At 73.7% G+C, this 24,711-nt stretch carries 23 protein-coding genes; 9 read left to right on the top strand and 14 right to left on the bottom strand.

All coding sequences use genetic code 11. The features are described 5' to 3' along the window. Positions 1 to 66 precede the first annotated feature (66 nt). Positions 67 to 1,017 carry an EamA family transporter gene (locus tag Asi03nite_RS14995; protein ID WP_203680259.1) on the top strand — a complete coding sequence of 317 codons (951 nt, stop codon included), beginning with the start codon at positions 67 to 69 and terminating at the stop codon, positions 1,015 to 1,017. Between the two features lie 194 nt (positions 1,018 to 1,211). Next, on the top strand, positions 1,212 to 1,925 hold the full coding sequence (locus Asi03nite_RS14990; RefSeq protein ID WP_239102691.1) for a GTP pyrophosphokinase: 714 nt from the start codon (positions 1,212 to 1,214) through the stop codon (positions 1,923 to 1,925). Between the two features lie 12 nt (positions 1,926 to 1,937). Here Asi03nite_RS14990 and Asi03nite_RS14985 read toward each other — a convergent pair whose 3' ends face one another. From Asi03nite_RS14985 to sigK, 4 genes are all read right to left on the bottom strand, one after another. Continuing rightward, complete coding sequence (locus tag Asi03nite_RS14985) at positions 1,938 to 3,458, bottom strand: serine/threonine protein kinase (protein ID WP_203680257.1); 1,521 nt, start codon at positions 3,456 to 3,458, stop codon at positions 1,938 to 1,940. 252 nt (positions 3,459 to 3,710) lie between these two features. Beyond that, a complete protein-coding gene (locus Asi03nite_RS14980; protein ID WP_203680255.1) occupies positions 3,711 to 4,775 on the bottom strand; it encodes a hypothetical protein in 1,065 nt (354 codons plus the stop codon). A gap of 198 nt (positions 4,776 to 4,973) precedes the next feature. Continuing rightward, a complete protein-coding gene (locus Asi03nite_RS14975; protein WP_203680253.1) occupies positions 4,974 to 5,705 on the bottom strand; it encodes an anti-sigma factor in 732 nt (243 codons plus the stop codon). Then, positions 5,702 to 6,322 (bottom strand): ECF RNA polymerase sigma factor SigK, encoded by a 621-nt coding sequence (gene sigK / locus Asi03nite_RS14970; protein ID WP_203680251.1) that lies wholly within the window; start codon positions 6,320 to 6,322, stop codon positions 5,702 to 5,704. Before sigK ends, Asi03nite_RS14975 begins: the two co-directional genes overlap by 4 nt. Positions 6,323 to 6,832: 510 nt before the next feature. Here sigK and Asi03nite_RS14965 point away from each other — a divergent pair. Continuing rightward, on the top strand, positions 6,833 to 7,798 hold the full coding sequence (locus Asi03nite_RS14965) for an SEC-C metal-binding domain-containing protein (RefSeq protein ID WP_203680249.1): 966 nt from the start codon (positions 6,833 to 6,835) through the stop codon (positions 7,796 to 7,798). 75 nt (positions 7,799 to 7,873) lie between these two features. Here Asi03nite_RS14965 and Asi03nite_RS14960 read toward each other — a convergent pair whose 3' ends face one another. Further along, on the bottom strand, positions 7,874 to 9,322 hold the full coding sequence (locus Asi03nite_RS14960) for a sensor domain-containing diguanylate cyclase (RefSeq protein ID WP_203680247.1): 1,449 nt from the start codon (positions 9,320 to 9,322) through the stop codon (positions 7,874 to 7,876). A 112-nt stretch (positions 9,323 to 9,434) separates the two neighbouring features. Here Asi03nite_RS14960 and Asi03nite_RS14955 point away from each other — a divergent pair, with 112 nt between their 5' ends. Further along, complete coding sequence (locus Asi03nite_RS14955; protein ID WP_203680246.1) at positions 9,435 to 9,614, top strand: hypothetical protein; 180 nt, start codon at positions 9,435 to 9,437, stop codon at positions 9,612 to 9,614. Positions 9,615 to 9,665: 51 nt separating this feature from the next. On the opposite strand, the gene Asi03nite_RS14950 is transcribed toward Asi03nite_RS14955, so the two are convergent. Further along, on the bottom strand, positions 9,666 to 11,228 hold the full coding sequence (locus tag Asi03nite_RS14950; RefSeq protein WP_203680245.1) for a ricin-type beta-trefoil lectin domain protein: 1,563 nt from the start codon (positions 11,226 to 11,228) through the stop codon (positions 9,666 to 9,668). A 130-nt stretch (positions 11,229 to 11,358) separates the two neighbouring features. Between Asi03nite_RS14950 and Asi03nite_RS14945 the strand changes: the two genes are divergently transcribed. Next, positions 11,359 to 12,399, top strand: coding sequence for a glycoside hydrolase family 43 protein (locus Asi03nite_RS14945; protein ID WP_239102690.1), 1,041 nt, complete (start codon positions 11,359 to 11,361; stop codon positions 12,397 to 12,399). Here Asi03nite_RS14945 and Asi03nite_RS14940 read toward each other — a convergent pair. Next, positions 12,377 to 12,739: an ankyrin repeat domain-containing protein gene (locus Asi03nite_RS14940; RefSeq protein WP_307834012.1), complete on the bottom strand. Its 363-nt coding sequence runs from the start codon at positions 12,737 to 12,739 to the stop codon at positions 12,377 to 12,379. The genes Asi03nite_RS14945 and Asi03nite_RS14940 overlap by 23 nt on opposite strands. A 109-nt stretch (positions 12,740 to 12,848) precedes the next feature. Here Asi03nite_RS14940 and Asi03nite_RS14935 point away from each other — a divergent pair, with 109 nt between their 5' ends. Then, complete coding sequence (locus Asi03nite_RS14935; RefSeq protein WP_203680242.1) at positions 12,849 to 13,082, top strand: hypothetical protein; 234 nt, start codon at positions 12,849 to 12,851, stop codon at positions 13,080 to 13,082. A 3-nt stretch (positions 13,083 to 13,085) separates the two neighbouring features. Here Asi03nite_RS14935 and Asi03nite_RS14930 read toward each other — a convergent pair whose 3' ends face one another. Further along, a complete protein-coding gene (locus Asi03nite_RS14930; RefSeq protein WP_203680241.1) occupies positions 13,086 to 13,934 on the bottom strand; it encodes a Vgb family protein in 849 nt (282 codons plus the stop codon). An 86-nt stretch (positions 13,935 to 14,020) separates the two neighbouring features. On the opposite strand from Asi03nite_RS14930, the gene Asi03nite_RS14925 reads away from it, so the two are divergent. Further along, positions 14,021 to 16,126: a sensor histidine kinase gene (locus tag Asi03nite_RS14925; protein ID WP_203680239.1), complete on the top strand. Its 2,106-nt coding sequence runs from the start codon at positions 14,021 to 14,023 to the stop codon at positions 16,124 to 16,126. 108 nt (positions 16,127 to 16,234) lie between these two features. Here the strand turns inward: Asi03nite_RS14925 and Asi03nite_RS14920 are convergent, their stop codons facing one another. The 3 genes from Asi03nite_RS14920 to Asi03nite_RS14910 are packed head-to-tail and all read right to left on the bottom strand — an operon-like array spanning position 16,235 to position 19,849. Continuing rightward, complete coding sequence (locus tag Asi03nite_RS14920; RefSeq protein ID WP_203680237.1) at positions 16,235 to 17,692, bottom strand: cryptochrome/photolyase family protein; 1,458 nt, start codon at positions 17,690 to 17,692, stop codon at positions 16,235 to 16,237. 37 nt (positions 17,693 to 17,729) lie between these two features. Further along, positions 17,730 to 17,900 carry a hypothetical protein gene (locus Asi03nite_RS14915; RefSeq protein ID WP_203680235.1) on the bottom strand — a complete coding sequence of 57 codons (171 nt, stop codon included), beginning with the start codon at positions 17,898 to 17,900 and terminating at the stop codon, positions 17,730 to 17,732. Continuing rightward, the gene (locus tag Asi03nite_RS14910; RefSeq protein ID WP_203680232.1) at positions 17,870 to 19,849 is read right to left on the bottom strand and encodes a hypothetical protein; all 1,980 of its coding nucleotides are present in this window, start codon (positions 19,847 to 19,849) and stop codon (positions 17,870 to 17,872) included. The genes Asi03nite_RS14915 and Asi03nite_RS14910 overlap by 31 nt, the downstream gene beginning before the upstream one ends. 276 nt (positions 19,850 to 20,125) lie before the next feature. Between Asi03nite_RS14910 and Asi03nite_RS14905 the strand changes: the two genes are divergently transcribed. Both Asi03nite_RS14905 and Asi03nite_RS14900 read left to right on the top strand, forming a co-directional pair. After that, positions 20,126 to 20,587, top strand: a complete 462-nt coding sequence (locus tag Asi03nite_RS14905; protein WP_203680230.1) for a MarR family winged helix-turn-helix transcriptional regulator — start codon at positions 20,126 to 20,128, stop codon at positions 20,585 to 20,587. Then, positions 20,584 to 21,666, top strand: a complete 1,083-nt coding sequence (locus Asi03nite_RS14900) for an NAD(P)-binding domain-containing protein (RefSeq protein ID WP_203680228.1) — start codon at positions 20,584 to 20,586, stop codon at positions 21,664 to 21,666. The genes Asi03nite_RS14905 and Asi03nite_RS14900 overlap by 4 nt, the downstream gene beginning before the upstream one ends. A 3-nt stretch (positions 21,667 to 21,669) precedes the next feature. Here the strand turns inward: Asi03nite_RS14900 and Asi03nite_RS14895 are convergent, their stop codons facing one another. The 3 genes from Asi03nite_RS14895 to Asi03nite_RS14885 form a co-directional block, all read right to left on the bottom strand. Continuing rightward, complete coding sequence (locus Asi03nite_RS14895) at positions 21,670 to 22,119, bottom strand: phosphotransferase enzyme family protein (protein WP_239102704.1); 450 nt, start codon at positions 22,117 to 22,119, stop codon at positions 21,670 to 21,672. Between the two features lie 121 nt (positions 22,120 to 22,240). Then, a complete protein-coding gene (locus Asi03nite_RS14890) occupies positions 22,241 to 23,533 on the bottom strand; it encodes an aKG-HExxH-type peptide beta-hydroxylase (protein WP_203680224.1) in 1,293 nt (430 codons plus the stop codon). Then, a complete protein-coding gene (locus Asi03nite_RS14885) occupies positions 23,530 to 24,684 on the bottom strand; it encodes an FxsB family cyclophane-forming radical SAM/SPASM peptide maturase (RefSeq protein WP_203680223.1) in 1,155 nt (384 codons plus the stop codon). Before Asi03nite_RS14885 ends, Asi03nite_RS14890 begins: the two co-directional genes overlap by 4 nt. Between the last annotated feature and the right edge of the window lie 27 nt (positions 24,685 to 24,711).

The raw sequence follows: 24,711 nt of genomic DNA, 5'->3' as shown, positions 1-24,711 counted from the left end.
ACTCCTCACTCAGCCGAGCCTAGCGTCAGGGGCATAAACAACTTAGTCCATGACGGAGGGTTCGCCGTGAAACCGCAGCATTCCGGTCTGGCCGCCGCGGTGATCTCGGCCGCCTCGTTCGGCACATCCGGCGCGTTCATCAAGCCGCTGCTCGAGGCCGGCTGGTCACCGGCCGCGGCGGTCACCGCCCGCGCCTTCACCGCGGGCCTCCTGCTGCTGCCGTTCGTGCTGGTGGCGGTGCGCGGCGACGGGGCCGTGCTGTGGCGGGCCCGCTGGCGGATCGCCGGCATGGGCCTGGTCGCCGTCGCGTTCACCCAGCTCGCCTACTTCGCGGCGATCAGCCGGGTGCCGGTCTCCACCGCGCTGCTGGTGGAATACCTCGCACCGTTGCTGCTGGTGCTCTGGACCTGGCTGATCACCCGGCGCCTGCCGCGGCCGGCCGTGCTGCTCGGGTCGGTGCTCGCCGTCGGTGGCCTGGTCCTGGTGATCGGGCCGGGCGCGCTGCAGGCCGTCGACCCGGCCGGCCTGGCCCTGGCCTTCGCCGCCGCGATCGGCTGCGCGGTCTACTTCGTGGTCGCCGCCCGTCCCGCCGACGGGCTGCCGCCGGTCGCCCTGGCCGGCGTGGGGCTGCTGCTCGGTGCCGTCGCGCTCGGCCTCGCCGGGGTGGCCGGAGTGGTGCCGATGAGCGCCACGTTCGGCGATGTGGCGCTGCTCGGGGCGCGGGCGCCGTGGTGGGTGCCGCTGGGCGTCGTCGCGATCTTCGGCACGGCCGTGGCGTACGCCTCGGGCATCTACGGTTCCAGCCGGCTCGGCTCCCGGCTCGCCTCCTTCCTGGGCCTGCTCGAGGTGGTGTTCGCCTCGGTCCTCGCCTGGGTGGTGGTGGGGGAGCGGCTCACTGCGCTGCAGATCACCGGCGGCCTGCTGATCCTGGCCGGCATCGCCGCGATCCCGGCCGAGCCGCCGGCGGCCCCCGAGCCGGCCCCCGCCCCAGGCGCCCTGAGCGCGCTGGACGCCTGACGGCCCGGCGGGCTCGCCGCCGGCCCGGTCCGGGTCCTGGCCGGGCCTGCGCCGGTCGACGGCGGGACCCGGCCCGGCGATCAGGCGATCGGTTCGCCCGGGTCGCCACCGGCCCTCGCGGCGGTCCGCTACATTGCCGCCGGGAAGTGCCGATGGGCGGTACCGTGGCACCGGGCGCACCGAGGAGACAGATCGTGACCACCGAGCATCCCGGTACGGGGCGCCTCGGAGAGGGGGGCCGACAGGTCGCTCGGCTGCAGCCGTTGCTCTTCACCAGCCCGGAGCCGGAGGTTCCGCACCATCTGCGAGCCGAGCTCACCCCCTTCCTCATGGTGTACAAATTCGGTCTCGCGGAGATCGGCACGAAGATCAACATCTTGGCCGAGGAGTTGGCGCACCGGGGGCGGGGCAATCCCATCGAGCACGTCAGCCCCCGGTTGAAGACGCTGGCCAGCATCGCAGCCAAGGCCCGGCGGATCGGGTGCCCGATGACCGTGGACGACCTGCGGTCGCGCGTCCGCGACATCGCCGGGATCCGGATCGTGTGCGGGTTCGTGTCGGACGTCTACACCGTGGCGCGGATGCTGACCCGCCAGCCGGACGTCCACCTGGTCACCACCAAGGACTACATCGCCCAGCCCAAGGCCAACGGGTACCGCAGCCTGCACCTGATCGTGGAGATCCCGGTTTTCCTGTCCGACCAGGTGGTGGCGGTGCCGGTGGAGGTGCAGCTGCGGACCGTGGCGATGGACTTCTGGGCCAGCCTGGAACACAAGATCTACTACAAGCACGACGCGGACGTGCCGGCGCCGCTGCGCGCCGAGCTGGCCGCCGCGGCCGAGGACGCGGCACGGCTGGACGAGCGGATGGAACGGCTGCACCAGGAGATCCACGGCCCGCGCCGCTGATCCGCCCCAGGCTCAGCTCGGCGACGGCAGCGGACCGCGGTCGACGAAGCTGAAGGCCGACAGCGGGGGAGCGTCGCCGATCTCCTCCACGAACAGCACCTTGTCGGTGGGGCTCCACTGCACGAAGCCGTACCGCTCGCTGCGCAGATAGTAGGTGGGCCGCTTCTTGTCGTCGGTCTCCGTGGTGCGCGACAGCGAGAAGACCGTGGCGTCGGTGGCGCTGCACTCGGCCCCCACCAGCCGGGCCGACTCGTCCGGGACGATCTTCACGCCCAGGCACTCCTCCGGCGAGCCGGACGGGTCGCGCAGCGAGCGGATCAGGAAGTCGACGCCGATCGGGACGAGCGCGAACTCCGACTTGGCGCCCGTGCCGTCGCCCGCCGTCACCTCCAGGTGGTCGGAGTCGAACGCCAGGTCGCGGTCGGCCTCGGCGATGTGGATCAGGGTCCGGCGGTGGCCCCGCATGATCGACGCCAGCCGCTCGGCGGCCGTCAGGGACGCCGCCGCCGACGGCGCCTCGGGTGCGGGCGCCGAGGTGACACCGGCGCTGGGCGCGGTGGCGCCGGTCCGGCTGCCGTGCGGCAGGAACCGGGCCGCGACCATCCCCACGCCGGCGAGCAGCACCACGCCGATCGCGGCCAGGGCCACGGTCCTGGTGCGCCGGCGCGGGTCCGGGACCGGGACGATCTCGGTGTCCGCCGCCAGCGGCGGAGCGGCGGCGCCGGCCAGCAGCCGGTCGAGCAGTTCCCGGGCGCTCGGGCGCCGCGCCGGGTCCTTGGCCAGGCTGCGCTCGACCAGCGGGCGCAGCGACGGCGGCAGTCCGGACAGCTCCGGCGGCTGGGTGAGGATGCGCATCGCGGTGGCGGCCGCCGACTCGGCGGCGAACGGGGTGCGGCCGGTCGCGGCGAACGCGATGACCGCTCCCCAGGCGAAGATGTCCGCGGCAGTGGTGACCGCCCGTCCGCCGGCCGGGTCGAACCGTTCCGGCGCCATGTAGGCGACCGTGCCGACCAGTTGATCGGTCCGGGTGTGCTGGCTGGTCGCCTCGAACGCGCGGGCGATGCCGAAGTCGATCACCTTGATGCCGCCCCGGGCGAACAGCACGTTGCCCGGCTTCAGGTCGCGATGGATCACCCCGGCGCCGTGGATCGCGGTGAGCGCGGTGGCGGTGCCGACCGCGACGCCGTGCAGCGCGGCCCCGGACAGCGGCCCGTTGTCCCGCACCTCGGCGGCCAGGCTGGGGCCGTCGACGAACTCGACCACCAGATACGGCGGCTCGTGGTCCGGATCGGCGTCGAGGACCTCGGCGGTGGAGAACGGCGGGACCTGCTGGGCCCGGTTCACCTCGCTGCGGAAGCGGGCCCGGAACTCGCCCTCGTGGGCGAACTCGGGGCGCACCATCTTGATCGCCACGAGCCGGCCGTCCGGGGCGCGACCCTGGAACACGGTCCCCATGCCGCCCTCGCCGAGTCGCCCGATCAGTTCGTACCGGCCGAGCCGGGTCTGATCCCCTGGGCGTAGCGGCATGCTCATGTCGACTGTCTCCCCCTCCGCCGGCACCGGGCGCCGCGATCCGGGAGTTTACCCATCCCGGGCCCGGTGCCCGGCCCTCCCGGAGCCCGCGTCGCGGTGTCGCGGGCGCGTCCGGGTCGCCTGGATCGGCGTTGCCGGCGGCGGCGGGGGAGTTGGCGATCGGCGCTCCTGAACCAGGTGCCGCGACCGGCGTCCGATCGTGGTCCGGCGGCCGGCAGATGCCGCCCGCGGGACCACCGGAGTGGCCTCTCGTCAGAGATTCATCATGATGCCGTTGGCCAGCGAGGTGCTGTTCTGGTGGCCGTCGATCTTCAGAGGGCTGCCGGAGACGTGCTTGATGTAGACCCGCAGCAGGAACAGGTTCCCGCAGGCCGGGTCCACCGGGACGCTCGCCAGGGACAGGTTCGCGGTGTAGTGGTGCGCGTCGTCCCGGATCTTGTTGGTGACCGGGGTGGTCGACGTGGTCTTGCACGCGTGCGAGTTGTCCGTCTTGAGCTGGATGACGTCCATGCGGAACGTCGCGGCGGTGTAGCTGTTCGCGGTACGGGGCAGCTGATCCGCCGCGGGCACCCCCTTGCAGGACGCGGTGCCCTGGTAACAGGTGGTGACCGTCACGTTCGCGAGAGCCTGGACGGCGGTCGTGCCGGGGGCGTAGGCCCACTTCTGCACGGTCGAGCCGTCGTCGTAGAACGTGAACGTGTCGGTCTTGGTGCTGGTGCCGATGTAGGTGCAGGTCGCCGCGGTGCCCTGGCTGTCGCACGGCAGGCTGTCCCACCAGCCGGCGCCGGGCTGGTCCTGGAGGCTGTACTCCAGGTACGACTTGCCGCCGGTGACGACCGCCAGGTTGTAGTCGGAGTTGCTGGTGCTGTCCGTGCGTCCGAACAGGCCGCAGTGGAAGGTGCCGGCCGACGGCGCCGTGAACAGCTTGTCGACCAGCAGCGGGAGGTGGCCGGTGACCGCGTAGGGAGCGTCCGACCCCTCGTGGTTGCGCGAGGAGGTGGAGACCACGCCGATCTGCTGCGTACGGGCCTCGTCCGCGAAGCACCGGATGGTGGCGTTCATGGCCACCACCGTCGTGGTGGAGCTCACCGCCTCCAGGCGGCCGTGCAGCCGCCGGGACTCGCCGGCCGCCAGGTTCTCCAGCTTCGCGGCGGCGACCAGCACGTCGCCCTGCCCGGGCCGGAAGGTGATGCTGGTGGTCGGTTTCGCCTGGCCGACCGGACCGCGGTCGGCCTGCGCCGAGCCCGGGACCAGCGCCAGCGCGATCCCGGCCAGCGCCAGGACCGCCGTGGTGCGGCGAAGGTTGTGAAGCAACATCTCTCCCCATGGATGTCGTCGCGTCGGTGGACGACCGCGAGCCTAGAGGCAGAGATCATTCATGTCGTCCCCGGGCGCGGCCGGGAGCGGGCGGCGCGCCGGCCCGCGTGAGGGACCTCTCAGCGCCGGCCGGCCGCGCCTATCCGGCGACGGTGACCGGGATGGTGTGCCAGCCCCCGGTCGCGCCGTCCGGGGACCTCAGACTATTTTCACGCCGGCCACCATGTCGGTCGGGCGAGCGGAGCCGCCGGGCGGTTCCACCGAGACGCCGACGACTGACGCGGACGACATGCCCCGGACGATGCGCACTGCCGAGTACTCACCGGCGGCGAGCACACCCTCCGACACCGGCACCTCGGAGCGGACCGTCCACAACTGGTAGACCTGCCCGCTGCGCGCCGGGGCGCCGGCCGCGAGCAGGACCACCCCGGTGTCGCGCGCCCGGGAGTACGCCACCGTGACCCGGCCGCCGTCCCGCAGCTCCTGGCCGCGCAGCACCACGTCGGGGGCGGCGAGGATCGCCCGGACCTGAGCCTCGCGGTCACTCGCCGCCCGGGCGGCCACCTCCTGGTCCCGTACCCGCTGATCGTCGATCACGTGGACGGCCGTGCCGGCCCCCGCCGCCGCGACCACGACGGCGGCCGCGGCGGTCAGCAGGAACCGGCGCGACCGGCGCAACCGTGGCGTCCTCACGGTCTCCGGCGGCAGCTGCCGGGTCTCGGCCATCTCGGCCAGCACGGCATCGCGCAGCCGTGGCGGCGGCACCGACCAGGCGCCGTCGGCCAGCCGGGCGGCGGTCTCCCGCAGTTCCGCGGCCTCGGCCCGGCACGACTCGCACTCGGCCAGGTGCCTTTCGAACGCGGCCCGCTCCAGATCGTCCACGGCGTCCAGCGCGTACGCGCCGACCAGAGAATGAATGTCCGCGATCACGCCGTCGCCTCCACGCCCAGGCAGTCGCGCAGCCGGATCAGGCCGTCGCGCATCCGCGTCTTCACCGTGCCCAGCGGTGTCTTGAGCAGTTCCGCCACCTGCGGATACGAGTGGCCCTGGTAGTAGGCCAGGGTGACCACCTCGCGCTGCAGCCCGGTGAGGGCGTCCAGGCAGTGCCGCACCTGACGGCGTTCCAGCCGGCCGGACACCTCGTCGGCCACCGAGTCGTACGGGCTGTCCAGCGCCGCCGCACCGGCTCGCACCGTGCGGTCCGCCGCCTTCTGCTCGGCCCGGACCCGGTCGACCGCCCGCCGGTGGGCGATGGTGAACACCCAGGCGTTCGCCGATCCCTGCGCCGGGTCGAACCGGGCCGCGCGGCGCCACACCTCCACCAGCACCTCCTGGGTCACCTCCTCGGCAAGCGCGGGGTCCCGCAGCACCCGCCGGATCAGACCGTAGACCCGGGGCGCGAGCAGGTCGTACAGCCTGCCGAAGGCCTGTTCGTCCCCGCGCCCCACGGCCCGCAACAGCTCGTCGGCGACCGCCGGTGGCTCCGCGTCCGGACCGGGCACCGGGACCAGGTGGTCCGCCCGGCGGCTCGTGCCGCTCTCCGCCATCTCTCATCCGCCCTTCACGCCTGCTCGTCCGAGGCGTTATTCGGAGCCGGCGCCCGCCCGGATGGGTGGCGATCGCGCGGAATTTCCCGCGGGCGTCTCCGGCGTGCCCGCCGGCCTTCCGGCGCCGGGCGGGGATCGGTGAGGGACATGGACCGTCAGGCGCGCGGAACGGCGCGCGGGGCGAGGCCGACCGTGGCGTGCAGGGCCGCGCGGCCGACGCCGGTCGCCGCGTGCACCGCGTTGCGTCTCGTGACGCAGCTCACCTTAACCGATCGGTACAGCCCTGCTCGGCATCGCCACCACGGTCCTGCCGCTCGCGGCGCAGCGTGGTCGGTGGCTCTACGCCCGACGGCGGCGCCAGCCGGGTCTGACGGCGGCGGGCGCCACGGCGGCCTTCGCCGGGCGGCTGCCGTGGCATCCAGCAGTGGCCTCCCCGGGAGTCGCGCCCCGCGGCTGAAGTGAGATCCAGATCAAGGGCCGAGGTGGTACGAATCGAAGTACCGTGACGTCGTGTTGATTACTACGGACCTGACCAGCGCGGACCTCACCGAGATCCGGCAGTCCGCCCTCGGCGCGGCGGACCCGCTCGGTGTCGCCGCCGCGCTGGCCGACGCGGTGGAAACCGGGCGGCTGGCCGACCAGGAAGACGCCGGCCTCGCCCTGGCCCTGGCCGCCGAGATCGCCGAGAGCCGCTCCCGGCTGGACGCCGCCCTGCGCTACGCCGACCGCGCCGTCGAGGCGTACGGAGCCCGCGACGACAGCCAGGCCGGCGCCGCCCGCGCCCTGCGCGCCCGGATCCTGTTCCGCTCCGGCCGCGCCGACGAGGCGATGGCCGAGCTGGAGCCGCTGCGCCCGCTGCTCACCCGCCATTCCGACGCCGCGGCGTACATCGGTGCCGCGCTGACCGTCGGCGGCCGCAACCGGACCGCGGAGGAATGGCTCACCGAGGCGGTCAAGGCCGCCCTGGCCGAGCGCGGCACCGCCGCCGAGCCGTCCACCGCGGACGAGGCCGGCCTGCTCTTCTTCCTGCTGCAGCAGCGTCACCGCACCCGGCACGCGCTCGGCCTGCCGCACGACAGCCACGACAACCTGGCCGACAAGCTGGAAACCCGGCTGGCCAACGCCTCGGCCGCCGCCGCCGCCGAGGACCTGGTGTTCTGGCCGCGAGCCGAGTTCGACAGGTTGATCGAGCGGTGGCCCGCGCTCACCGAGGCGTACGGCGCGACCTGGGACGAGCACCGGGCCCGGCTGGAGCGGGCGCTCACCAGCGGGCCGACCGTGACGCTGCGCACCGGCACTGTCGACGGCCTGGCCAGCGCCGCCGGAGCCGACGGCGACCCGGCCGACCCGAAGACCCGGTCCGCCTACGCCCGCCGGCAGGCGGCGGTCGCCTGGCCGCCGGAGCGCAACGAGGCGTGCTGGTGCGGATCCGGCAGCAAGTACAAGAAGTGCTGCCTCCCGCGGGGCCGCGCCTAGCGGGGACTGTCCCGCGGGCAGGCCCCGATCCGGAGCGGGTGAGCGGGCCGCGGTCGTAGGCTTCGACGACCGGGGTCAGTAGGCAGTCGGGGCAGCGTGCTGGCGCCTATCCCGGTTGTGCCGTTTGAGCTCGTACATCCTGGTGTCGGCGGCGGCCATCAGGTCGTCCGCGCCGGTGTCGGGGCCGCCGACGGCGACGCCGATGCTGGCGCCGATCCGCACGAGCTGTTCCGGCAGGTCGAAGGGGAGACTCATATCCGCCATGAGCTGCCCGGCCCGGGTATGAACGTCCGCCACATCGGTGACACCGGTCAGGATGGCGGCGAATTCGTCTCCGCCGAGCCGGCCCAGCAGGTCCTGGTCCCGCAGGCCGGCCCGCAGCCGTTGGGCGGCGGCCACTAGGAGCGCGTCGCCAGCGGCGTGGCCGTGCCCGTCGTTGACGGCTTTGAAGCCGTCCAGGTCGATGAAGAACAGGGCCACAAATTCCCCGGCGGGGGCGTCCCGGAGCGCCGCCTCCAGCACCCGCAGCACCTCCGCGCGGTTCGGCAGGCCGGTCAGCGGATCGTGCGCCGCGGCGTGGGCGAGCCGAGCCTGCTGGGCGCGCCGGTCGTTGATGTCGCGCTGGTTCGAGACGATGCCACGTACGGCCGCATGGTCGAGGGCGTTGCGCAGGGTGACCTCGTGCCAGTGCCAGGTGCCGTCGCGGTGCGCGACCCGTAGCTCGAGGCGGGCCTGACTGTCGGCACCGGCGCCGACGACGCCGGCCAGGGCGGCGCGGGCCTGCTCCTGGTCGTCCGGGTGAAACAGGTCGAGATAGGCGGTGCTCAGCAGGTCGTCGGCGTCCCAGCCGCTGACCTGCCGCACGGCGGCGCTGACGTGGGTGAGCCGGCCGTCGGCGTCGATGACGGCCACCACGTCCGAGGAGTCCTGGACCAGTGCCCGGTAGCGTTCCTCGGCGCGTTCCAGGGTGCGCCCGGCCTGCTCGGCGAGGGCAGCGCTGAGCCCGAGGTTACCCATCCCGAAACCGCCCAGGAGCAGAAGGATGGCGGCGGCGACGTGCGAGTGAGCCGGGGCCACCACCGACGGCACGACGCCGAGTTGGACGGCGACCTGGATCGCAACGGTCGCCAGCACGGTGATCACCGTTGCCGGGCGCCAGGCGTGGGATCCGGACCAGCCGAGGTGGAGGGTGCCGATCAGGATTACCGCGGCGGGCAGCAGGAAGCCCCAGCCGGCCAGGGCCAACACGAAGCCGAGTAGTCCGGTGGCGTACAGCAGCCGTAGTTCGACCCGGTTGTGCAGATGTCCGCCGCCGAGCCGGCGCTGGAACCGTTCGCTGCCGGACGCGCCGAACAGGGTGGCCAGCGCCGCCAGTAGCAGTGGCGATCCGAGGACGGCACCGTGCTGTGCGCCCCACACCGTCAGCGCCCAGACCGTGAGGAACAGGGCCGGCGCGCCCACCCAGAGCGGGACGATGTCGGTCGTCGGAATCGCGCCGAGTACCCGCGGCCGAGCTTGCGTCACGTCGCTCCTTCGCCTCCGGGACCGGTCGACGCCAGTCATCGGACGGCAGGAGCCCGATCTGAGGAAACGGGTCAGCTGTAGGTCAAGGGCGCGGCGGACCGCGTACCGGCCGGTGCCGGAGTTGCCGGCCGCGACGCTGGCGGTGGCCTGGCTGTCCGAGTCGCGGTCGCCGGCGGTGGCGGCGTTCGTCCGGACGGCCCGTGAGGTTGCCGAGGCGCGCGACGGCCGCCTGCCGTGGGATACGGCAGGCGGCCTGTCGGCGACCGCGAGCCCCGGGCTGACCGCAGGCTGAATCAGTGCGGCCGGCTGATCGAGCGGGCTGGTGGTCGAGCGAGGCTGACGGTCAGCCTCGGCGCCACTTCTGGTTCGGGGTGCCGGCGCAGTCCCACAGCTGCAGCTTCGCGCCGTTGCCGTTGACCGAGTCCTTGATGTCCAGGCACTTGTTGGCCTGCGGGTTGACCAGGTCGCCGGCCGCGCTGAGGACCCACTGCTGGGCCGGGTTGCCGCTGCACGTGGCGATCTGGATGATGGCGCCGTTCGCGGTGGAGCCCCACGGGACGTCCAGGCACATGTTGTTGCCGGTGCGCAGGGCGCCGCCGGTGGCCTCCCACTTCTGGGCGCCGCTGCCGTTGCAACCCCACGTCTGCACCTGCACGCCGTCGGCGAAGTTGCTGTTCGGCACGTCCAGGCACAGGTTGTTCCAGTTGCTGACGATCGCGGAGCCGCCACCGCCGCCACCCGTCGTGGTCAGCGACAGGCCGTACACCGAAAGGATCTCGTTGACCGGCTGGAACCACATGGTGCCGCCGGAGGAGCAGTTGCCGGTGCCGCCCGAGGTGACCCCCTGCGCCTGGTTGCCGGAGATCCACGACCCGCCCGAGTCGCCCGGCTCGGCGCAGGCGTTGCTGCGGGTCAGGCCGGAGACGGCGCCCTGGGCGTAGTTGATCGTCTCGTTCTTGCCGAGCAGGGTGCCGCAGCGCCAGCCGGTGGTCCGCCCGGAACGGCAGATCGAGCTGCCGATCGCCGCCTCCTGCGACCCGCTGACCAGGACGTTGCCACCCGCGTAGTTGTTCACCCAGGGCTGCGAGACCCAATTGCCGTTGGTACGCACCCACGCGTAGTCGTTGCCGGGGAACGAGGAACCGGCGAACGTGCCCTGAGCCACGTTGTTGTAGCCCAGAGTCGGACTGCCGGCGCCGCCACAGTGACCAGCCGTGACGAACCCGCCGGCCACCGGGAAGCCGACCGAGCACAGCGTGTTGCCGTTGATCACGTACTGGTCGCCGCCGCGGGTGTCGTACATCGGGGTGGGCTGCTCGGCGGCGGTCCTGACGGTGACCGGTCCGGCGCCGGCGGACGCGGCGAACGCCTTCGCGGACGCCTCGGTACCCGGCTTGGTGGTGATCACGACGCTGTTCGTGGTGGGGTCGACAGACCAGCCGCGGACCGTGTCCGGGGCGGCCGCGCCGTGCCGGTCCAGTTTCGCGCGGGCGGCGTCGAGTTCGCTGGCCCCGCGGGCCACGACGACCGGGTCGGCGCCCTCCGCCCGTACCGCCGAAGTGTCTTTCGGATCGGTCACGGCGACCGTGAGCCGCGTCGCCCCGGTGGGGATCCAGGCGCCCGCGAAATGGTCGCCGAGCCGGGCGCGGAGACGCTTCTCGACGACCGGTGCGGCGGCCTCGGTGGTCAGCCGCCGAGCGATCTGTGAGTCGTCGAGCCGCAGGTCCCGGCGCATCGCCTCGAGCATGCCGGGCGCCAGCTCCGCGAGCGGAGCGCCGGCCGGGGCGGAGTGTGGCGCGCCGGCGGGGCCGGGGCTGGCTTTCCCGGCCGACCAGGCGGCCGGTGGCGCCACCACGACGGCGGCGAAGGTGGCCGCGACGAGCACGGATTTCAGTGGACGGGGCATCCGGACGTCCTTCTGAGTCTGTTGGGGGATGGGGGAAGAGAGCGCTCTCAGCGCTTGATTGTTCACAGTTGCGCGCTCTACTGTCAACAAACCTCAACAATTACGCGCGTCAATGACGGGGAGAGCCGCCATGGGGAAGCTGATCGCGCTGTGCCTCGCGCTCGCGGCATTGTTCGCGGCGTCGCCTGTCGAGGCGGCGCAGACCGCGCTGCGCGCCGCCGACCCCAGCGTGCTGCGCGTCGGCGGCACCTACGTCGCGGTGCAGTCGATCGGCGACAGCGCCATCGCGGTGCGCCAGGCGTCCTCCACCGACGGCCTGGCCGCCGCCCCGTCCCGCACGGTGTGGACGGACACCGGCAACCTCGGCGAGGTCTGGGCCCCGGAGATCCACTACGACGGCGGGCGGTACCACATCTACTTCACCGCCGGGCGCGGCGCCGCCCACCGGATGTACGTGATCAGCTCCACGGCCGCCGCCTCCGGGTACACCGCCGCCACCCGCCTCGCGCTGCCCGACGACAAGTGGGCGATCGACGGCACGATGTTCGTCTTCAACGGCCAGCGCTGGTTCGTCTGGTCCGGCTGGGCCGGGGACAGCAACGTCGAGCAGAACCTCTACATCGCGCGGATGACCGGCCCGGCCACGACGACCGGCGCGCGGTACGTGATCTCGCAGCCCCGGGAGAGCTGGGAACGGGTGGTCGGCAACCCGTTCGTCAACGAGGCGCCCGAGGCGATCCGCGACCCGAACGGCCAACTGCACATCGTCTACTCCGCCAACGGGAGCTGGAGTGACCAGTACTGCCTGGGCGAGCTGCGCCTGCGCGCCGGCGGCGACCCCACCTACGTCTGGGACTGGTACAAGTCGAACGGTTGTCTCTTCGGCTCGAACCGGGCCACGATGATGGCCGGCTGGGACCCGACGCTGTCCGCGGCCGGGCCCGGCCACCACAGCTTCGTCCTGCTCGACGGCGACATCGCCACCAGCCCGCCGGCCGGCCCGCGATTCCCGCTGATGTACCACGCGGTGCCCAGGGGCACGCCGTACACCTGGGCGAACCGCTACTGGTACACGGGAACGTTCTGCTGGTGGGGCAACACCACGTACTCCCGGGCCAACGTCCCGGGCCCGGCCGACGACACCGGATTCAGCCTGAAATTCTTCGAGTAGCCCGCAGCAGCTCGGCCATCTCGGGCAGCTTGAAGAACTCGGCGGTGGCGACCGCGGACGGCGACCCGCCGTCCGGGTCGGCGCCGGCGGCGAGCAGCGCCCGCACCGTCTCCGGGTTCTGCCGGAAGACGGCGGCGGAGAGGGCGGACTGACCGCGATCGTTCACCCGGTCCGGGTCGGCGCCCTGCTCCAGCAGCGCGATCACGGTGTCCGGGTGGTTGTGGTAGGCCGCGAGGATCAGCAGGGTGTCGCCCTTGTCGTTGGTGAGGTTGGCCGGCAGGCCGGCCGTCACGTTGGCCACCAGCTCCTCGGTGCCGCCGGAGCGGGCCAGATCGAACATGCGGTGCGCGAACGCGATCGTGTCGTCATCGAGGTCAGCCACCCCGGAAGCCTATCGGTGACGCCGGTAATCCGCTTTGCGGGCGGGCCCGGCCGTCGAGAATGACGGAGTGGAGTCGAGGACGTCGGTCGACCTGGTCGTCGAGGACAACTACGAGGTGGCGCGGGAGGCGGCGGGACTGATCGACCAGGCCGGTACCTACCTGGACGAGGGAACCCTGAGCCGGTTGACGTCACGTCTGGAGGCGGCCCGGGAACTGGTGTATCCGCACGATCCGGAACGCTGTGCGCAGGTCATCCTGCCACTGCTGCGGATCCTGCGAGAATGCCGGGACGGTGGCTGAGGGTCAACCTGCCGCCGAGCGGGGGCAGACGACCAGCGAACCGCTCTCCATCGCCACCCAGACGTGGGTGGGCGACACCCAGAGCCCGTGCGGTTCGTTGCCGGGCAGCTTCTGGACGGTGATCACGCAGCCGGCGGTGACCCGGGCCAACTCGCCGGAACCCCAGAGTGTCACCCAGCAACCGCCGCCGGGGTCGGCCGCGACGGCATGCGGGCGGCAGCCCGAGTCCTCGAACGGCACCCACTCCACCACGCCCGAGTGGTCCACCCGGCCGGTACAGCCGCCAGCGATGTCGGCGTACCAGACGCCGTCCGGCGCGGCTGTCACCCCGACCGGCGCCGCGCCGCCCGGCAGCTCGACGATCTCCACCGCCTCGCCCCGGACGCGCGCGAGGGCGCCGGCGCCGTTGAGCGCGGCCCAGGCCGTACCGCTGGAATCGACAGTGATCATCGCGGGCCGGGACCCGGGCAGCGGCAGATCCATCATGGTGATGGTCCGCCGGGCGGTGATCCGGCCGATCTGGTTGGTCCCGGAGGCGGTGAACCAGATGTCGCCGTCCGGCGCGGCGGCGATGCCGTAGGGGGCCGAGCCCGGCGCCAGGTCGATCGTGGTGTGGGCGCCGGAGGCATCGCGCCGGCCGATCCGGTCGTCGCCGCAGGTGTACCAGAGGGCCGCGTCGGCGCCGGCGGCCAGCTGCATCGGCTGACCGGCCAGGGCCTCGTGCCCGACCACCCGGGCGGACGTCACCGAGCCCAGCCCGGCCGGGTTCAGGATCGTCGTCCACACCGTGCCGGCCGCGTCGCCGGTGACCGCGTAGGGCGCCCAGCCCGCCGGCAGTACGACTTCTTCCATGCCGCTCCTTCCGTACCGTCGCACACCGGTTTACCTCGGTCGGAAAGGGTATGCGAGCACCAAGCCAAGATCGAACGGGTTGGTTCATGATGCTTGACGAAGTGGTGCTGCGCGACCCCGCCCGTCTGGCGGCGGTGAACCGGGCGCGCCGCGCGCTGCCGGCTCAACCGATCCCGCTGGACGCCATCTCCCGGCTGGCCGCACGATTGCTGCACGGGCCGATGGCGGCGGCGACGCTGGTCGGAGCGGACGAGGAGTTCTTCGCCGGCAACCACGGCCTGCCGGAGAGCCTGACCGCGCGCGGCAGGGCCCCGCTGGAGTACTCGGTGTGCAAGTACGTCGTCGCCCGCGACCATCCGGTGATGTGCGTGGACATGCCACACGACGAGGACCGGGAGCTGCGCGAACACGCCCTTGTCCGGGAGTACGGCGTACGCGCCTTCCTGGCCGTGCCGGTACGCGACGCGGACGACCGGTCGTTGGGGTCGCTGAGCGTGCTGGACACCGAGGCCCGCGAGTGGTCCGGCGACGACCTGGCGAACCTGCTGGACGTCGCCGAGTTGCTGCGGCCGGTCGCCACGACGGGTGCGGCGCAGGCGGCCGAGCGGGACCGCAGCTTCCTGGACGCGCTGCTGAACAGCCTCTCCGTCGGCGTCCTGGCCTGTGACGACACCGGCCGGGTGACAGCCGTGAACCAGGCGTTGCGGGAGGTCTCCGGGATCCCGGCCGACGCGCCGGTGCCGGTGGACTACGCCGAGACGGTTGCCGGCGTGCTGCACGACGCCCAGCAGCGGCCGATGCCGTGGCAGGACACTCCGCTGATGCGGGCCCTCCGCGGTGAGCACGTCGGCTCCATCGACATCCTGGCCGTGGAGCCCGGCGTACGGACCCGGACGTTCGCCACCACCGCCCAGCCCATGACCGCTCCCGACGGCCGGGTGCTGGGCGCGGTGGCCGTGTCGGACGAGGTGACCGCGATCCGCCGCGCCGAACGGTTCCGCGCCTGTCATGTCGCCGTCGACGAGGCGCTGCGGGCGGCGCGCTCCGAGGTCGAGGCCGCGCCGGCCGTGCTCCGGGCGGTCGGCGCGGCGCTCGACTGGCAGTACGCGGAGTTGTTCTTCGTCGACGAGGGCACCGGCCGGCTGAGTTCGGCCGGGTACTGGGACGCCTCCGGGCAGGAGACCGAGGGCCTGTTCGGCGTCACCCCGGTACGCGGCGCCGGGGTCACCGGCCGGGTCTGGGCGAGCGGGCGGGCGGAGTGGGTGCCGGACGTCACCGCCGGGCCGGACCGGACGGCGGCCTACGAGCGGCGCGGGATCCGAACCGTCCTGTCCGTCCCGGTCCGCAACGGCGAGGCGCTGCTGGGTGTGCTGACCTGCGGCGCCGGCGCCCTGGAGGTCAACGAGGAACTGCTCACCGTGCTCCTGGACGGCGTCGCCGCGCAGCTCGGCGTCTACGTCGCGCTGCACCGCGCCGAACAGGTCACCCGGCAGCTGAGCCGGGCCCAGGACGACTTCATCACGCTTGTCGGACACGAGATGCGCACCCCGCTCACCTCCATCGCGGCGAACGTCACCATCCTCGCGGAGGACGTCGACGCCATGGACGCCGAGCAGCGGCAGATCCTGCGCTCGGTCGCCCGCAACACCGGCGCGCTGCAGTCGATCGTCGACAAGCTGCTCGACCTGGCCGGCCTCGAGTCCGGCTACCTGGGCCTCACGCTGGAACAGGTGGATCTCGCGGCGATCGCGGCGGAGGCGGTCGGCGCGGCCCGGCGTCTCGCCGCCGGCTCCGGCGTGCAGCTCCTCTCCGACCTGCCGGAGCGGCTGCCGCTGTGGGGCGACGCGGTCCGGCTCCGCCAGGTGGTCGACGACCTGTTGTCGAACGCCGTCCGGTACAGCAGGGTGGGCGGCCGGGTGCGGGTCGAGTTGCACGCGTACGAGAAACTGGTCTCGCTCTGCATCGCCGACACCGGCATCGGCACGCCGGCCGAGGAGCGGAACCGGGTGTTCGACCGCTTCTTCCGCGGCAGCAACGTCCGGCATCAGGGCACGACCGGCAGTGGCCTCGGGCTCAGCGTGGCGCGCACCATCGCCAGCCTGCACGGCGGGTCGATCCGCCTGATCCCGAATCGGCCGTCCGGCACGGTCGCCTGCCTCCAACTGCCACCGGATGGGGTGAACCGGGACTGATCTACCGTTATCCAGGATGCTCGGGAGGCCCGGACTTCCTCGGCGGTCAGGTCACCGAGCAGGGCCGCGCGGACCTCGAGATCCTGCCGCCGCTCGCGGACACCGCGGTCAGGGCGCCTTCGAGCCGCGCGCCTTCTCCTGCTCGATCACGGCGTCCAGGTCGTTGAGCCGGCGCAGTCCCTGCAGCGGCCGGCGCATCCGGTGGTTGTCACCGAACGACTGCTCGTGCCGGGCCAGGAAGCTCCAGTAACCGGCCGTGTAGGGGCAGGCGTTCGCGCCGGTCCGGGACCTCGGGTCGTACCGGCAACCGCCGCAGTAGTCGCTCATCCGGTTGATGTAGGCGCCGCCGGCGGCGTACGGCTTGGTCGACATCCGGCCGGCGTCGGCGTACTGGCTCATCCCCACGACGTTGGCGGTCATCACCCACTCGTAGCCGTCGACGAACGAGCGGTGGAACCAGTCGGCCACCGCGCCGGGACGCCAGCCGCGCTGCATCGCGTAGTTGCCGAGGACCATGAGCCGGGGGATGTGGTGCACCCAGCCGCGGTCGCGGACACCGGCCAGCACGTCCGACAGGCAGCGCGCCCGCACCGCTCCGGCGTCCAGCTCGGCGAACCAGCGCGGCAGCTCACGCCGGGCGTGCAGCTCGTTGACCGCCCGGTACTCCGGTTCGAAGTGCCAGTACAGGTGCCAGATGAAGTCGCGCCAGCCGAGGATCTGCCGGACGAAGCCCTCGGCGCAGGCCAGCGGGACCGGGCCGGTCCGGTACGCCCGCTCGGCGCTCTCGATCACTTCGAGCGGGTCCAGGAGCCCCAGATTGATCGCCGGGCTGAGCATGCTGTGGGCCATCCGCGGGTCCCCGGCCAGCATCGCGTCCTCGTACGGGCCGAACGCCGGCAGCCGGTGTGCCACGAAGTGCCGCAGCCGGGCGAGCGCCTCCTCCCGCGTGGCCGGGAACAGCCGGGGCCCGTCCCGGCCGGCGAACGTGATCCCGTCCTCCCGCTCCCACCGGTCCAGATCCGCCCGGACCCGCTCGTCGATCTCGTCCTCGGCGATCTCCGGCGGCGCCGGCACGTCCAGGGCGCCCGCGCCGCGCGGTGGCGGCTCGCGGTTGTCGGCGTCCAGGTTCCACCGGCCGCCGGCCGGCTCGGCGCCGTCCATCAGCACGTCGTGCCGCACCCGGGCGTACCTGTAGAAATCCTCCAGCCGCAGGTGGTCGCGGCCGTGCGCCCAGCCGGCGAAGTCCTCCGGCGAGGTGACGAACCCGCGCGGCGGCAGCATCCGGACGTCCGGCAGGCGCCGGACCAGACCGCGGGCGGCGCGGGAGGTGGGATGGCAGACGCTGAGCGGTTCGCTGATCGCCTGGGCGTACGTCTCGGCGCGCACCAGCCGCACGTTCCCCTCCCGGGCCCGGTGGCGCAGCGCGGAAAGCACGAGGTGGGCCTTCTGCCGGTGGAAGACGCGCCGCCGGAACACCGCCTTGGACTCGACCAGCAGCACCGGCTGGCCGGGCTCGTCGAGGAAGTGTGGGCCCAGTTGATCGGCGAACAGCCAGCGGCGGCGCATGCCCCCATCCTCCCGGACCGGGGTGGCCGGCACTGCCTCAACGGGCCGGGGCGGGTTCGGCGGCGTCGCGGGTGCGCAGCATCGCCCAGCCGGCGAGGGCCGCGGCCAGGATGGTGAGGACCAGGCCGGCGGTCGTGGCGGCGTGCTGGAACCGCGCGGTCTGGCGGGCGGGTCGCGCTACGAGCCCTGCGCGACGATCTCCCGGCACAGGGCCAGCAGCCGCTCGTCCTCGGTGACCTGGGCCGGCAGCATTCCGTGGATGCTCGCGTTGTGCCGGACCGGATTGCCGATCTCGGCCCGGGCGTACCGGGCGCCGTACCGGGTGTCGCCGGTCGCCGTCCACAACCGGGCGATCCGGGGCCGCGCCCGCGGCGCCGACTCCCACACCCGGCCCAGCGTGCGCGCGGCGTCGCGCTGACCGGCGACCCACCACAGCGCGTCGGCGGCCGCGGCCACCACGGTGCCGTCGGCCTTGCCGCGCAGCAGGCGGGAGAGCCGGTGGGCCCGGCTCCTCACCCGGATGCCGAGCTCCTTGAGGCCGTCGATCGCGGCGACCTGGTGTTCCGCGGCGGCCCGCCCGTCGTCGAACCAGCGGTCGTAGACCGCCGCGGCCGCCTCGGCGTCGCCGGCGACCCGCCAGACGGCGTGCGCCGCGGCCAGCTCGACGGCCGGGTCGCCGGTGGTCAGGGCCGCTTCGATGTCCGCGGTACGATCACCGGCCGCGCGCCCCGCCTGAGCCAGCAGACCGAGAGTGGTCAGGTCGATCGGCTCCTCGGCGAGGTGATCGGCGGCCTCGTTCGGCGCCACCGCGGTCAGCGCGCGCAGCAGCCCCGCACGGTGCGCGGGGTCCACCCCCGGCGGCAGGCCGCGCAGCCGGCGGCGCAGCGTCCGGCTCAGGCCGCGCGCCCGGAATCCGTATCCGGCGATGCTCCGATGCAGGTCACCGGTGTCCGGCGCCTCGTCGAGCAACCGGTGCAGCATCGGCAGGAGCCGTTCGTCGCGCAGCCCGGCCAGCATCTGCACGCCCGCGCCCAGCACCGGACCGCGCGGGCCGCGGGTGACCCAGACCCGCTGCCCGGCCCGGGACAGCCCGCTCCACACCGCGTCGGCGGCCGGGCGGGCCAGCTCGCCGATGCCGTGCAGCAGTCGCAGCGCCGCCGCGCGTACCTGCGGATCCGGGTCGGCCAGCAGCTCGGCGGCGCGCCGCACGAGCGGCGGGTACGGCCCCCGCAGCCGCTGCACCATCACCCGCGCCTCGCAGAGCGCGTCCTGCCGGGCGTCCCAGCCGTCCATCTCCAGCATCCGCCCGAACAACTCCAGCTGCGCGGCCACGTCATTGCGGTAACTCGTGCGGATCGCGCTGACCACCTGCGGGTAGCCGGGCGTCCACTGCCGCGCCGCCATCCGCCGCCCGGCCAGCAGCGGCGCGGCCAGGTCGTCCAGCGGCTCGGGCTCGCGGTTGAGCCCCGCCCGGTACGCCGCCAGCACCGTGTCCCGGGCCGTCTCCACGTCGAACGGCGGCGGGTTGAGCAGCGCCGTCAGCTCGGTCAGCGCGGTGATCCGCACCTTGAGGTCGGCGTCGCCGTCGGCCACCCAGGCCAGCCAGATCTTGGTCGGTTCGTAGCCGCCGCCGGTCGCTCCGGCGATCACCGCGCTGCGCAGGATCGTCACCCGGACCGTGGGGTCGGGCTCCTCGACGTAACGCCCCCAGAGCAGCTCGATCCAGCCCGGCGTCATCCGGCAGACCGCCCGCACGGTGTACGCAGCGGCGTCCCGGACCAGCGGGTCCTCGTCGACGAGCAGCTCCGCGAGACGATCGGAACCGGCCAGCACGGTCTTGGCGCGCAGCGTCTCGCCGGCCCTCTGCCAGGTCCGGTCCGCCCCCGCGAGATCCCCGATCAGACGCAGCAGCCGGCCCCGCTCGGGCTGCCCGGGATCGGTCACCAGCGCCAGCATTGTGGGCAGGGCCGCCGCCACCCACGGCCGGACGTCCTCGCCGTCCGGCGCGGACCGGTAGAGACCACCCCACGCGGCGGCCCGGGCCGCCGCGTCCCCGCCGGCCAGGTCCGTCAGCATCTGCCGTACGGCGGGACCACGGTCCAGCGACGCCCAGTCGACGTCGTGCAGCCCGGTGAGAGGGGAATCGGTCTGCGTCATGGGGAGATCATGCTGGTCCGGGGCCCGGCCCGCTACCCGGTGGCCTTTTCGGGTGACCGGCGCGCCGCCCCGGCCGGCGGCCCGGGACGTCCGGCGGGCGCGGCCGATCGGCTCGGCGGCGCGTCCGGCCGATGCGGACGCCGTCCCGGCGCATGGCGGCCTCCGGAGCGCCCTACGTGCGCGGGAAGGCGTCGCGACCACCCCGGCGGCCGGGTAGCTGACGCGTCAACCACGGCGCGGTATGGTTGACGCGTCAACCATAGGAGGTGGTGGGGCATGGCCGGAGGGCGCAGGCTGCCGAACCGTGCCGAGCTTCGCGTGTGGCGGGACTTCATCGAGACCGGCGAGGTGCTCCGCAACCAGATCACCGGGCGGCTGCAGAGCGACACCGGGCTCTCCACCGGGGACTACACGGTGCTGCTCGCGCTCAGCGAGGCGGCCGGGCAGCGGCTGCGGTCGTCCGACCTGGCGGCCGGGATCGGGTGGGAGCGCAGCCGGCTCTCGCATCACCTCGGGCGCATGGAGAGGCGGGGGCTGATCCGGCGGGAGGAGTGCGCCACCGACAGCCGGGGCGCCGAGGTGGTCCTCGCGCCCGCCGGCGGCGCCGCCTTCCGGGCCGCGACCGCGCCGCACCTGCGGGCCGTGCGGGAGCTGTTCGTGGACGCGCTCACCGACGAGCAACTGGTCGCCGCCGGGGAGATCGCGGCGGCGCTGCGGGCACACCTGGAGCGGTCGTGACGGCGCGCCGGGCCACCGTGGTGGTGATCGGCGGCGGGCAGTCCGGGCTCTCCGCCGCCTACCACCTGAAGCGGCGCGGATTCACCGGCGCGCCCACCGGCGGGCAGCGCACCTTCGTCGTGCTGGACGCGGCGGACGGCCCCGGCGGAGCGTGGAGCCACCGCTGGGAGTCGCTGCGGATGGCCACCGTGAACGGGATCTTCGACCTGCCGCGGTTCCCCAAGCCGCCGCTCGACCCGGCCGAGCCGAGCCGCACGGCCGTGCCACGGTACTTCGCCGACTTCGAGCGCGTCTCCGAGCTGCCCGTCATGCGGCCGGTGACGGTCTCCGCCGTACGGTCGACCGGGTCTGATCTCGAAGTCGGGACCAGCCACGGGACCTGGGTGACGAAAGCGGTCATCAACGCCACCGGGACGTGGACCAATCCCGTTCTGCCGTACTACCCGGGGCAGGAGACGTTCCAGGGCCGGCAGCTGCACACCCACGACTACGTGTCGGCAGCGGAGTTCGCCGGGCTGCGGGTGGCCGTCGTCGGCGGCGGGATCTCGGCGGTGCAGTTGCTGGAGGAGATCTCCCGGGTCGCCACCACGTTCTGGTACACCCGGCGCGAGCCCTGGTTCCGGCCGGACGGATTCGAGCCGGAGGTGGCCGGGCGGGAGACGATCGCCAAGGTGCTGGCGGACGTCGAGGCGGGCCGGCCGACCGGGAGCGTGGTCTCCTACACCGGGCTGGCGTGGACGCCCTATGCCGTCGCGGCCAGGGAGCGCGGCGCCCTGGACCGGCGCCCGATGTTCGTGGCGATCGAGCCGCACGGGGTGCGGGCGGCGGACGGGTCGTTCACCGAGGTGGACGTGATCCTGTGGGCCACCGGATTCAAGGCCGCTCTGTCGCATCTCGATCCGCTGGGCCTGCGCAACGAGTTCGGCGGCATCCGGATGGAGGGCACCCAGGTCGCCGGGGAACCGCGGGTGCATCTGATCGGTTTCGGTCCTTCGCAGTCGACAGTGGGCGCGAACCGGGCCGGGCGGGAGGCCGTCAACGCCCTCGTGAGGTACTTCGACGGGGCCGGCGCCAGGTGACTTCTACGGCCGGGGCAGCTGGCTCAACGCGGACGGTCCCCACCCGGTCGGGTCGTCGCCCGGCGGCACCATCGCCATCGCCTGCCAGAGCAGCAGGATCTCCAGCCAGCTCGCCTCGTCCGGGGTGAGCGGGCACACGGCCTGATAGCCGGCGAGGAACCCGGCGCGGACCTCGGCCGGCACCGGACCCCAGTCGTGGTAGCGGGTGCCGAGCAGGATCGCCGCGCGGGCCAGCTCGACGAGCCGGTGGTCGTGCTGGGCCTCCTCGAAGTCGAGAATCGCGGTGACCTCGGCGCCGGCGGACAGCACGTTCGCCGAGCGGAAGTCGAAGTGGACGAGCTGTGCCGGCAGCCGGTCCAGCGTGTCCGCCACCCAGCGGCCAGCCGCCCGCGCGTCGCTGAAGCCGAACCCGGCCCGGAGCGCCTGGCCGGGGTCACGCCGCTCCCACAGCATCTCCAACACCGGCTCATGCGATTCGTTCATGGGGCGAATCCCACCACGGGACGGACGGACCGCGCTCGCCCGGCGCCGCGGCCGTCGGGTTCCGGGCCGGACGTCCGGCCCGGTGCCGGCGTCAGCGGCCGGCCCGGCGCCGGCGGTGCCGGGCCGCCAGCTGATCCGCCCGGCGCTGGGCGGCCGGCGGGACCGGCTCGGCGAGCAGCTCGCGCAGCGTCTCGCGCATGCCGGCGAGCATCAGATGGCCGACCGCGGTGAGCCGCCCGGTGCCCAGCACCACCTCGGTCGCCTCCCACGCCGCGGTGCGCCAGCGGGCGAACGCGACCTGCGCCGCCCCGGCCTCCTCCTCGGTCTTCTCCACCAAGCGCTGCCGCTGCCAGAACGCGGCGACTCCGAGATGGGCGTACGTCCCGTGCAGCAGCGCGCCGAGCGGGCGCGGGTCGTCCCGCCACGGGGCGTAGAACAGCGCGGTCTCGCCGGGGACGGTCAGCGGCAGCGCGTCCATCACACCTACCAGTTTGTTGTGCTGCACCTCGTGGGCGAAGGTGAGCGCGGTCAGCCGGGCGTCGTCCGGCAGGGACAGCGCGACCGCGCCGAACCCGTCCCGGAAGGTGCCGCTGACCAGGCTGCTGTCCGGGGTGCGCAGGGGCACCACGGCGCGGACCGCGGCGGCCGTCTCGGCGGCCACCGGCCGGTGGTGCTCGCCGAGCAGCCGGTAGCCGTCGGCGAGGCGGCGCAGCCAGGCCGCGGGTTCGACGGCCGGGACGATCCGCCGGTCCGGCCCGCCGCCGGGGACGAGCCGCCACCCGGCGCCGTCGAGCCTGATCGTGGCGCCGCCGGGGGACAACCGCGGCAGCGGGGTCCAGCCCGGTGACTCCCGGTCCGGATCGACGGGCAGGCGGCGCGGGCCGCGGATCAGGGTGACCGAGCGGTTCTCCGGCCGTACCTCCATCGGCTCCTGATCTCCGGGCAGGACGGCCTGGCCGAGGGAGGGCAGCACCAGCGTGCGGCCGCCGCCGACGGTGCCGGGCGGGAAGCGGACGGCGACCCGGGCCAGGACGGCCGCGGCGGCCGCGATCGCGGCCAGCCGGCCGGGCCGGACGGCCGGGACGGGCCCGGGGCGCCACAGGGCGGCGGTGGTGGTGCGCAGCCAGACCGAGACGGTGGGATAGCGCAGCAGGTCGGCGACCACCTCGGGGGCGGCCTGCTCGATCTCGGCGAGGAGGCGGTACGCCCAGCGGGCGGCCGGCGTCTCCGGGTGCCCGGCGCGGTGCGCCAGCTCGACGACGACGCGGGCCAGCAGCCGGTTGCGGCTGAGCTGGACGGCGGCCAGGGCGGCGATCGCCTCCGGGCCGCCGTGGCCGGCGGCGAGGGACCTCAGCAGGTGGTCCGGGATGCGGTGCGGCGTCACGCGGCGTGTCCCAGCGCCCGCACGTCGGCGAGCAGCCGGGCCCGGATGTGCTCGATCAGGTGCCGCAGGTCGGGGCAGTACACCGAGGGGTTGTCGAAGCCGTTGTCCGGGCGGTACCGGTGCGTGTAAAGGCCGCCGCCGCAGACGCCGACCACCGGGCAGGCGAGGCAGGCGCGGGACAGCGCCGCGGCGCCGGCCCGCCGGGCGCGCGCCGTGGGCAGCGCCAGCGCCTCGGCGAAACCGCTGGTGGCGACGTTCAGCCCGGTCACGCCGGCGCCGGAGGTGGTGGCCAGGTGGTCGGATTCCTCGATGCCGCCGTCGGTCTCGACCACTATCGACCCGGCCGGAGCGGTGCCGATGCCCTCCAGCCGGGACGGCCGGCCCAGCAGGACCCGGATGATCTCCTCGAACAGGCGGATCCGGCTGGTCCCGGCCGGGGCGTCGTGCCAGCGGTCGAAGACGGCGGCCAGCCAGCGGCCGTACGGGGCGTCGGCCGACCCGGGGTCGCGGCCCGGCGGCGGGACGGCCCAGGTGCCGTGCGGCAGCAGCAGGTCGATCACCGGCGGCCGCAGGGCGGTCAGCGCGTCGTGCACCCGGACCGGGTCGTTGGCCAGGTCCACCGTGCACAGCAGACCGGCGTAGAGCCGCCGGTACCGGGGCTCGGCGAGGGTCCGCACGGCGCGCACGACCGTCTGGTGGGTGCCGTTGCCGCGCCGGTCGCGGCGGTGCCGGTCATGGGCGGTCGGGCCGCCGTCGAGGCTCACCCCGACGCGAACGTCCAGTTGGCGAAACAACTCCAAGAAGGGGCGATTCAGGCGTACGCCGTTGGTCTGCACCGCGGCCCGCACCCGCACGCCGGGGCCGGCCGCCGTACGCACCCGCCGCACGCAGTAGCCCAGCAATTCGGGGCCGGCGATCAGCGGCTCGCCGCCGTGCAGCACCACGTCGACGGCGGGCAGAGCGTTGTCGCGGGCGTGCTCGGCGATCCGCTCGGCGGCCCGGTCGACGGTCTCGTGCGACATCGTCCGCGGACGAGTCCGCCAGCGCTGGTCCGGGAGCTGATAGATGTAGCAGTAGTCACAGGCGAGGTCGCAGCGACTCGCCACCTTCAGGACGAACTGGCGGATCGGGCTGCTGGTGGCTGGGGACACACCGACAGCATTCCATCGATTCGGTGA

This window comes from Actinoplanes siamensis, from assembly GCF_016862395.1.
Lineage (GTDB): Bacteria > Actinomycetota > Actinomycetes > Mycobacteriales > Micromonosporaceae > Actinoplanes > Actinoplanes siamensis.
Note: the sequence above shows the minus strand (reverse complement) of the source record. Positions and strands in the feature narration are given on the sequence as shown.

What these genes read in the sequence shown, in the direction of transcription:
- Asi03nite_RS14925 (WP_203680239.1), top strand. Translation starts at nt 14,021, where the DNA reads ATGATGCTTGACGAAGTGGTGCTGCGCGACCCCGCCCGTCTGGCGGCG.
- Asi03nite_RS14950 (WP_203680245.1), bottom strand. Translation starts at nt 11,228, where the DNA reads ATGCCCCGTCCACTGAAATCCGTGCTCGTCGCGGCCACCTTCGCCGCC.
- Asi03nite_RS14930 (WP_203680241.1), bottom strand. Translation starts at nt 13,934, where the DNA reads ATGGAAGAAGTCGTACTGCCGGCGGGCTGGGCGCCCTACGCGGTCACC.
- sigK (WP_203680251.1), bottom strand. Translation starts at nt 6,322, where the DNA reads ATGGCGGAGAGCGGCACGAGCCGCCGGGCGGACCACCTGGTCCCGGTG.
- Asi03nite_RS14945 (WP_239102690.1), top strand. Translation starts at nt 11,359, where the DNA reads ATGGGGAAGCTGATCGCGCTGTGCCTCGCGCTCGCGGCATTGTTCGCG.
- Asi03nite_RS14895 (WP_239102704.1), bottom strand. Translation starts at nt 22,119, where the DNA reads ATGCTGTGGGAGCGGCGTGACCCCGGCCAGGCGCTCCGGGCCGGGTTC.
- Asi03nite_RS14910 (WP_203680232.1), bottom strand. Translation starts at nt 19,849, where the DNA reads ATGACGCAGACCGATTCCCCTCTCACCGGGCTGCACGACGTCGACTGG.
- Asi03nite_RS14905 (WP_203680230.1), top strand. Translation starts at nt 20,126, where the DNA reads ATGGCCGGAGGGCGCAGGCTGCCGAACCGTGCCGAGCTTCGCGTGTGG.
- Asi03nite_RS14920 (WP_203680237.1), bottom strand. Translation starts at nt 17,692, where the DNA reads ATGCGCCGCCGCTGGCTGTTCGCCGATCAACTGGGCCCACACTTCCTC.
- Asi03nite_RS14980 (WP_203680255.1), bottom strand. Translation starts at nt 4,775, where the DNA reads ATGTTGCTTCACAACCTTCGCCGCACCACGGCGGTCCTGGCGCTGGCC.
- Asi03nite_RS14940 (WP_307834012.1), bottom strand. Translation starts at nt 12,739, where the DNA reads ATGTTCGATCTGGCCCGCTCCGGCGGCACCGAGGAGCTGGTGGCCAAC.
- Asi03nite_RS14985 (WP_203680257.1), bottom strand. Translation starts at nt 3,458, where the DNA reads ATGAGCATGCCGCTACGCCCAGGGGATCAGACCCGGCTCGGCCGGTAC.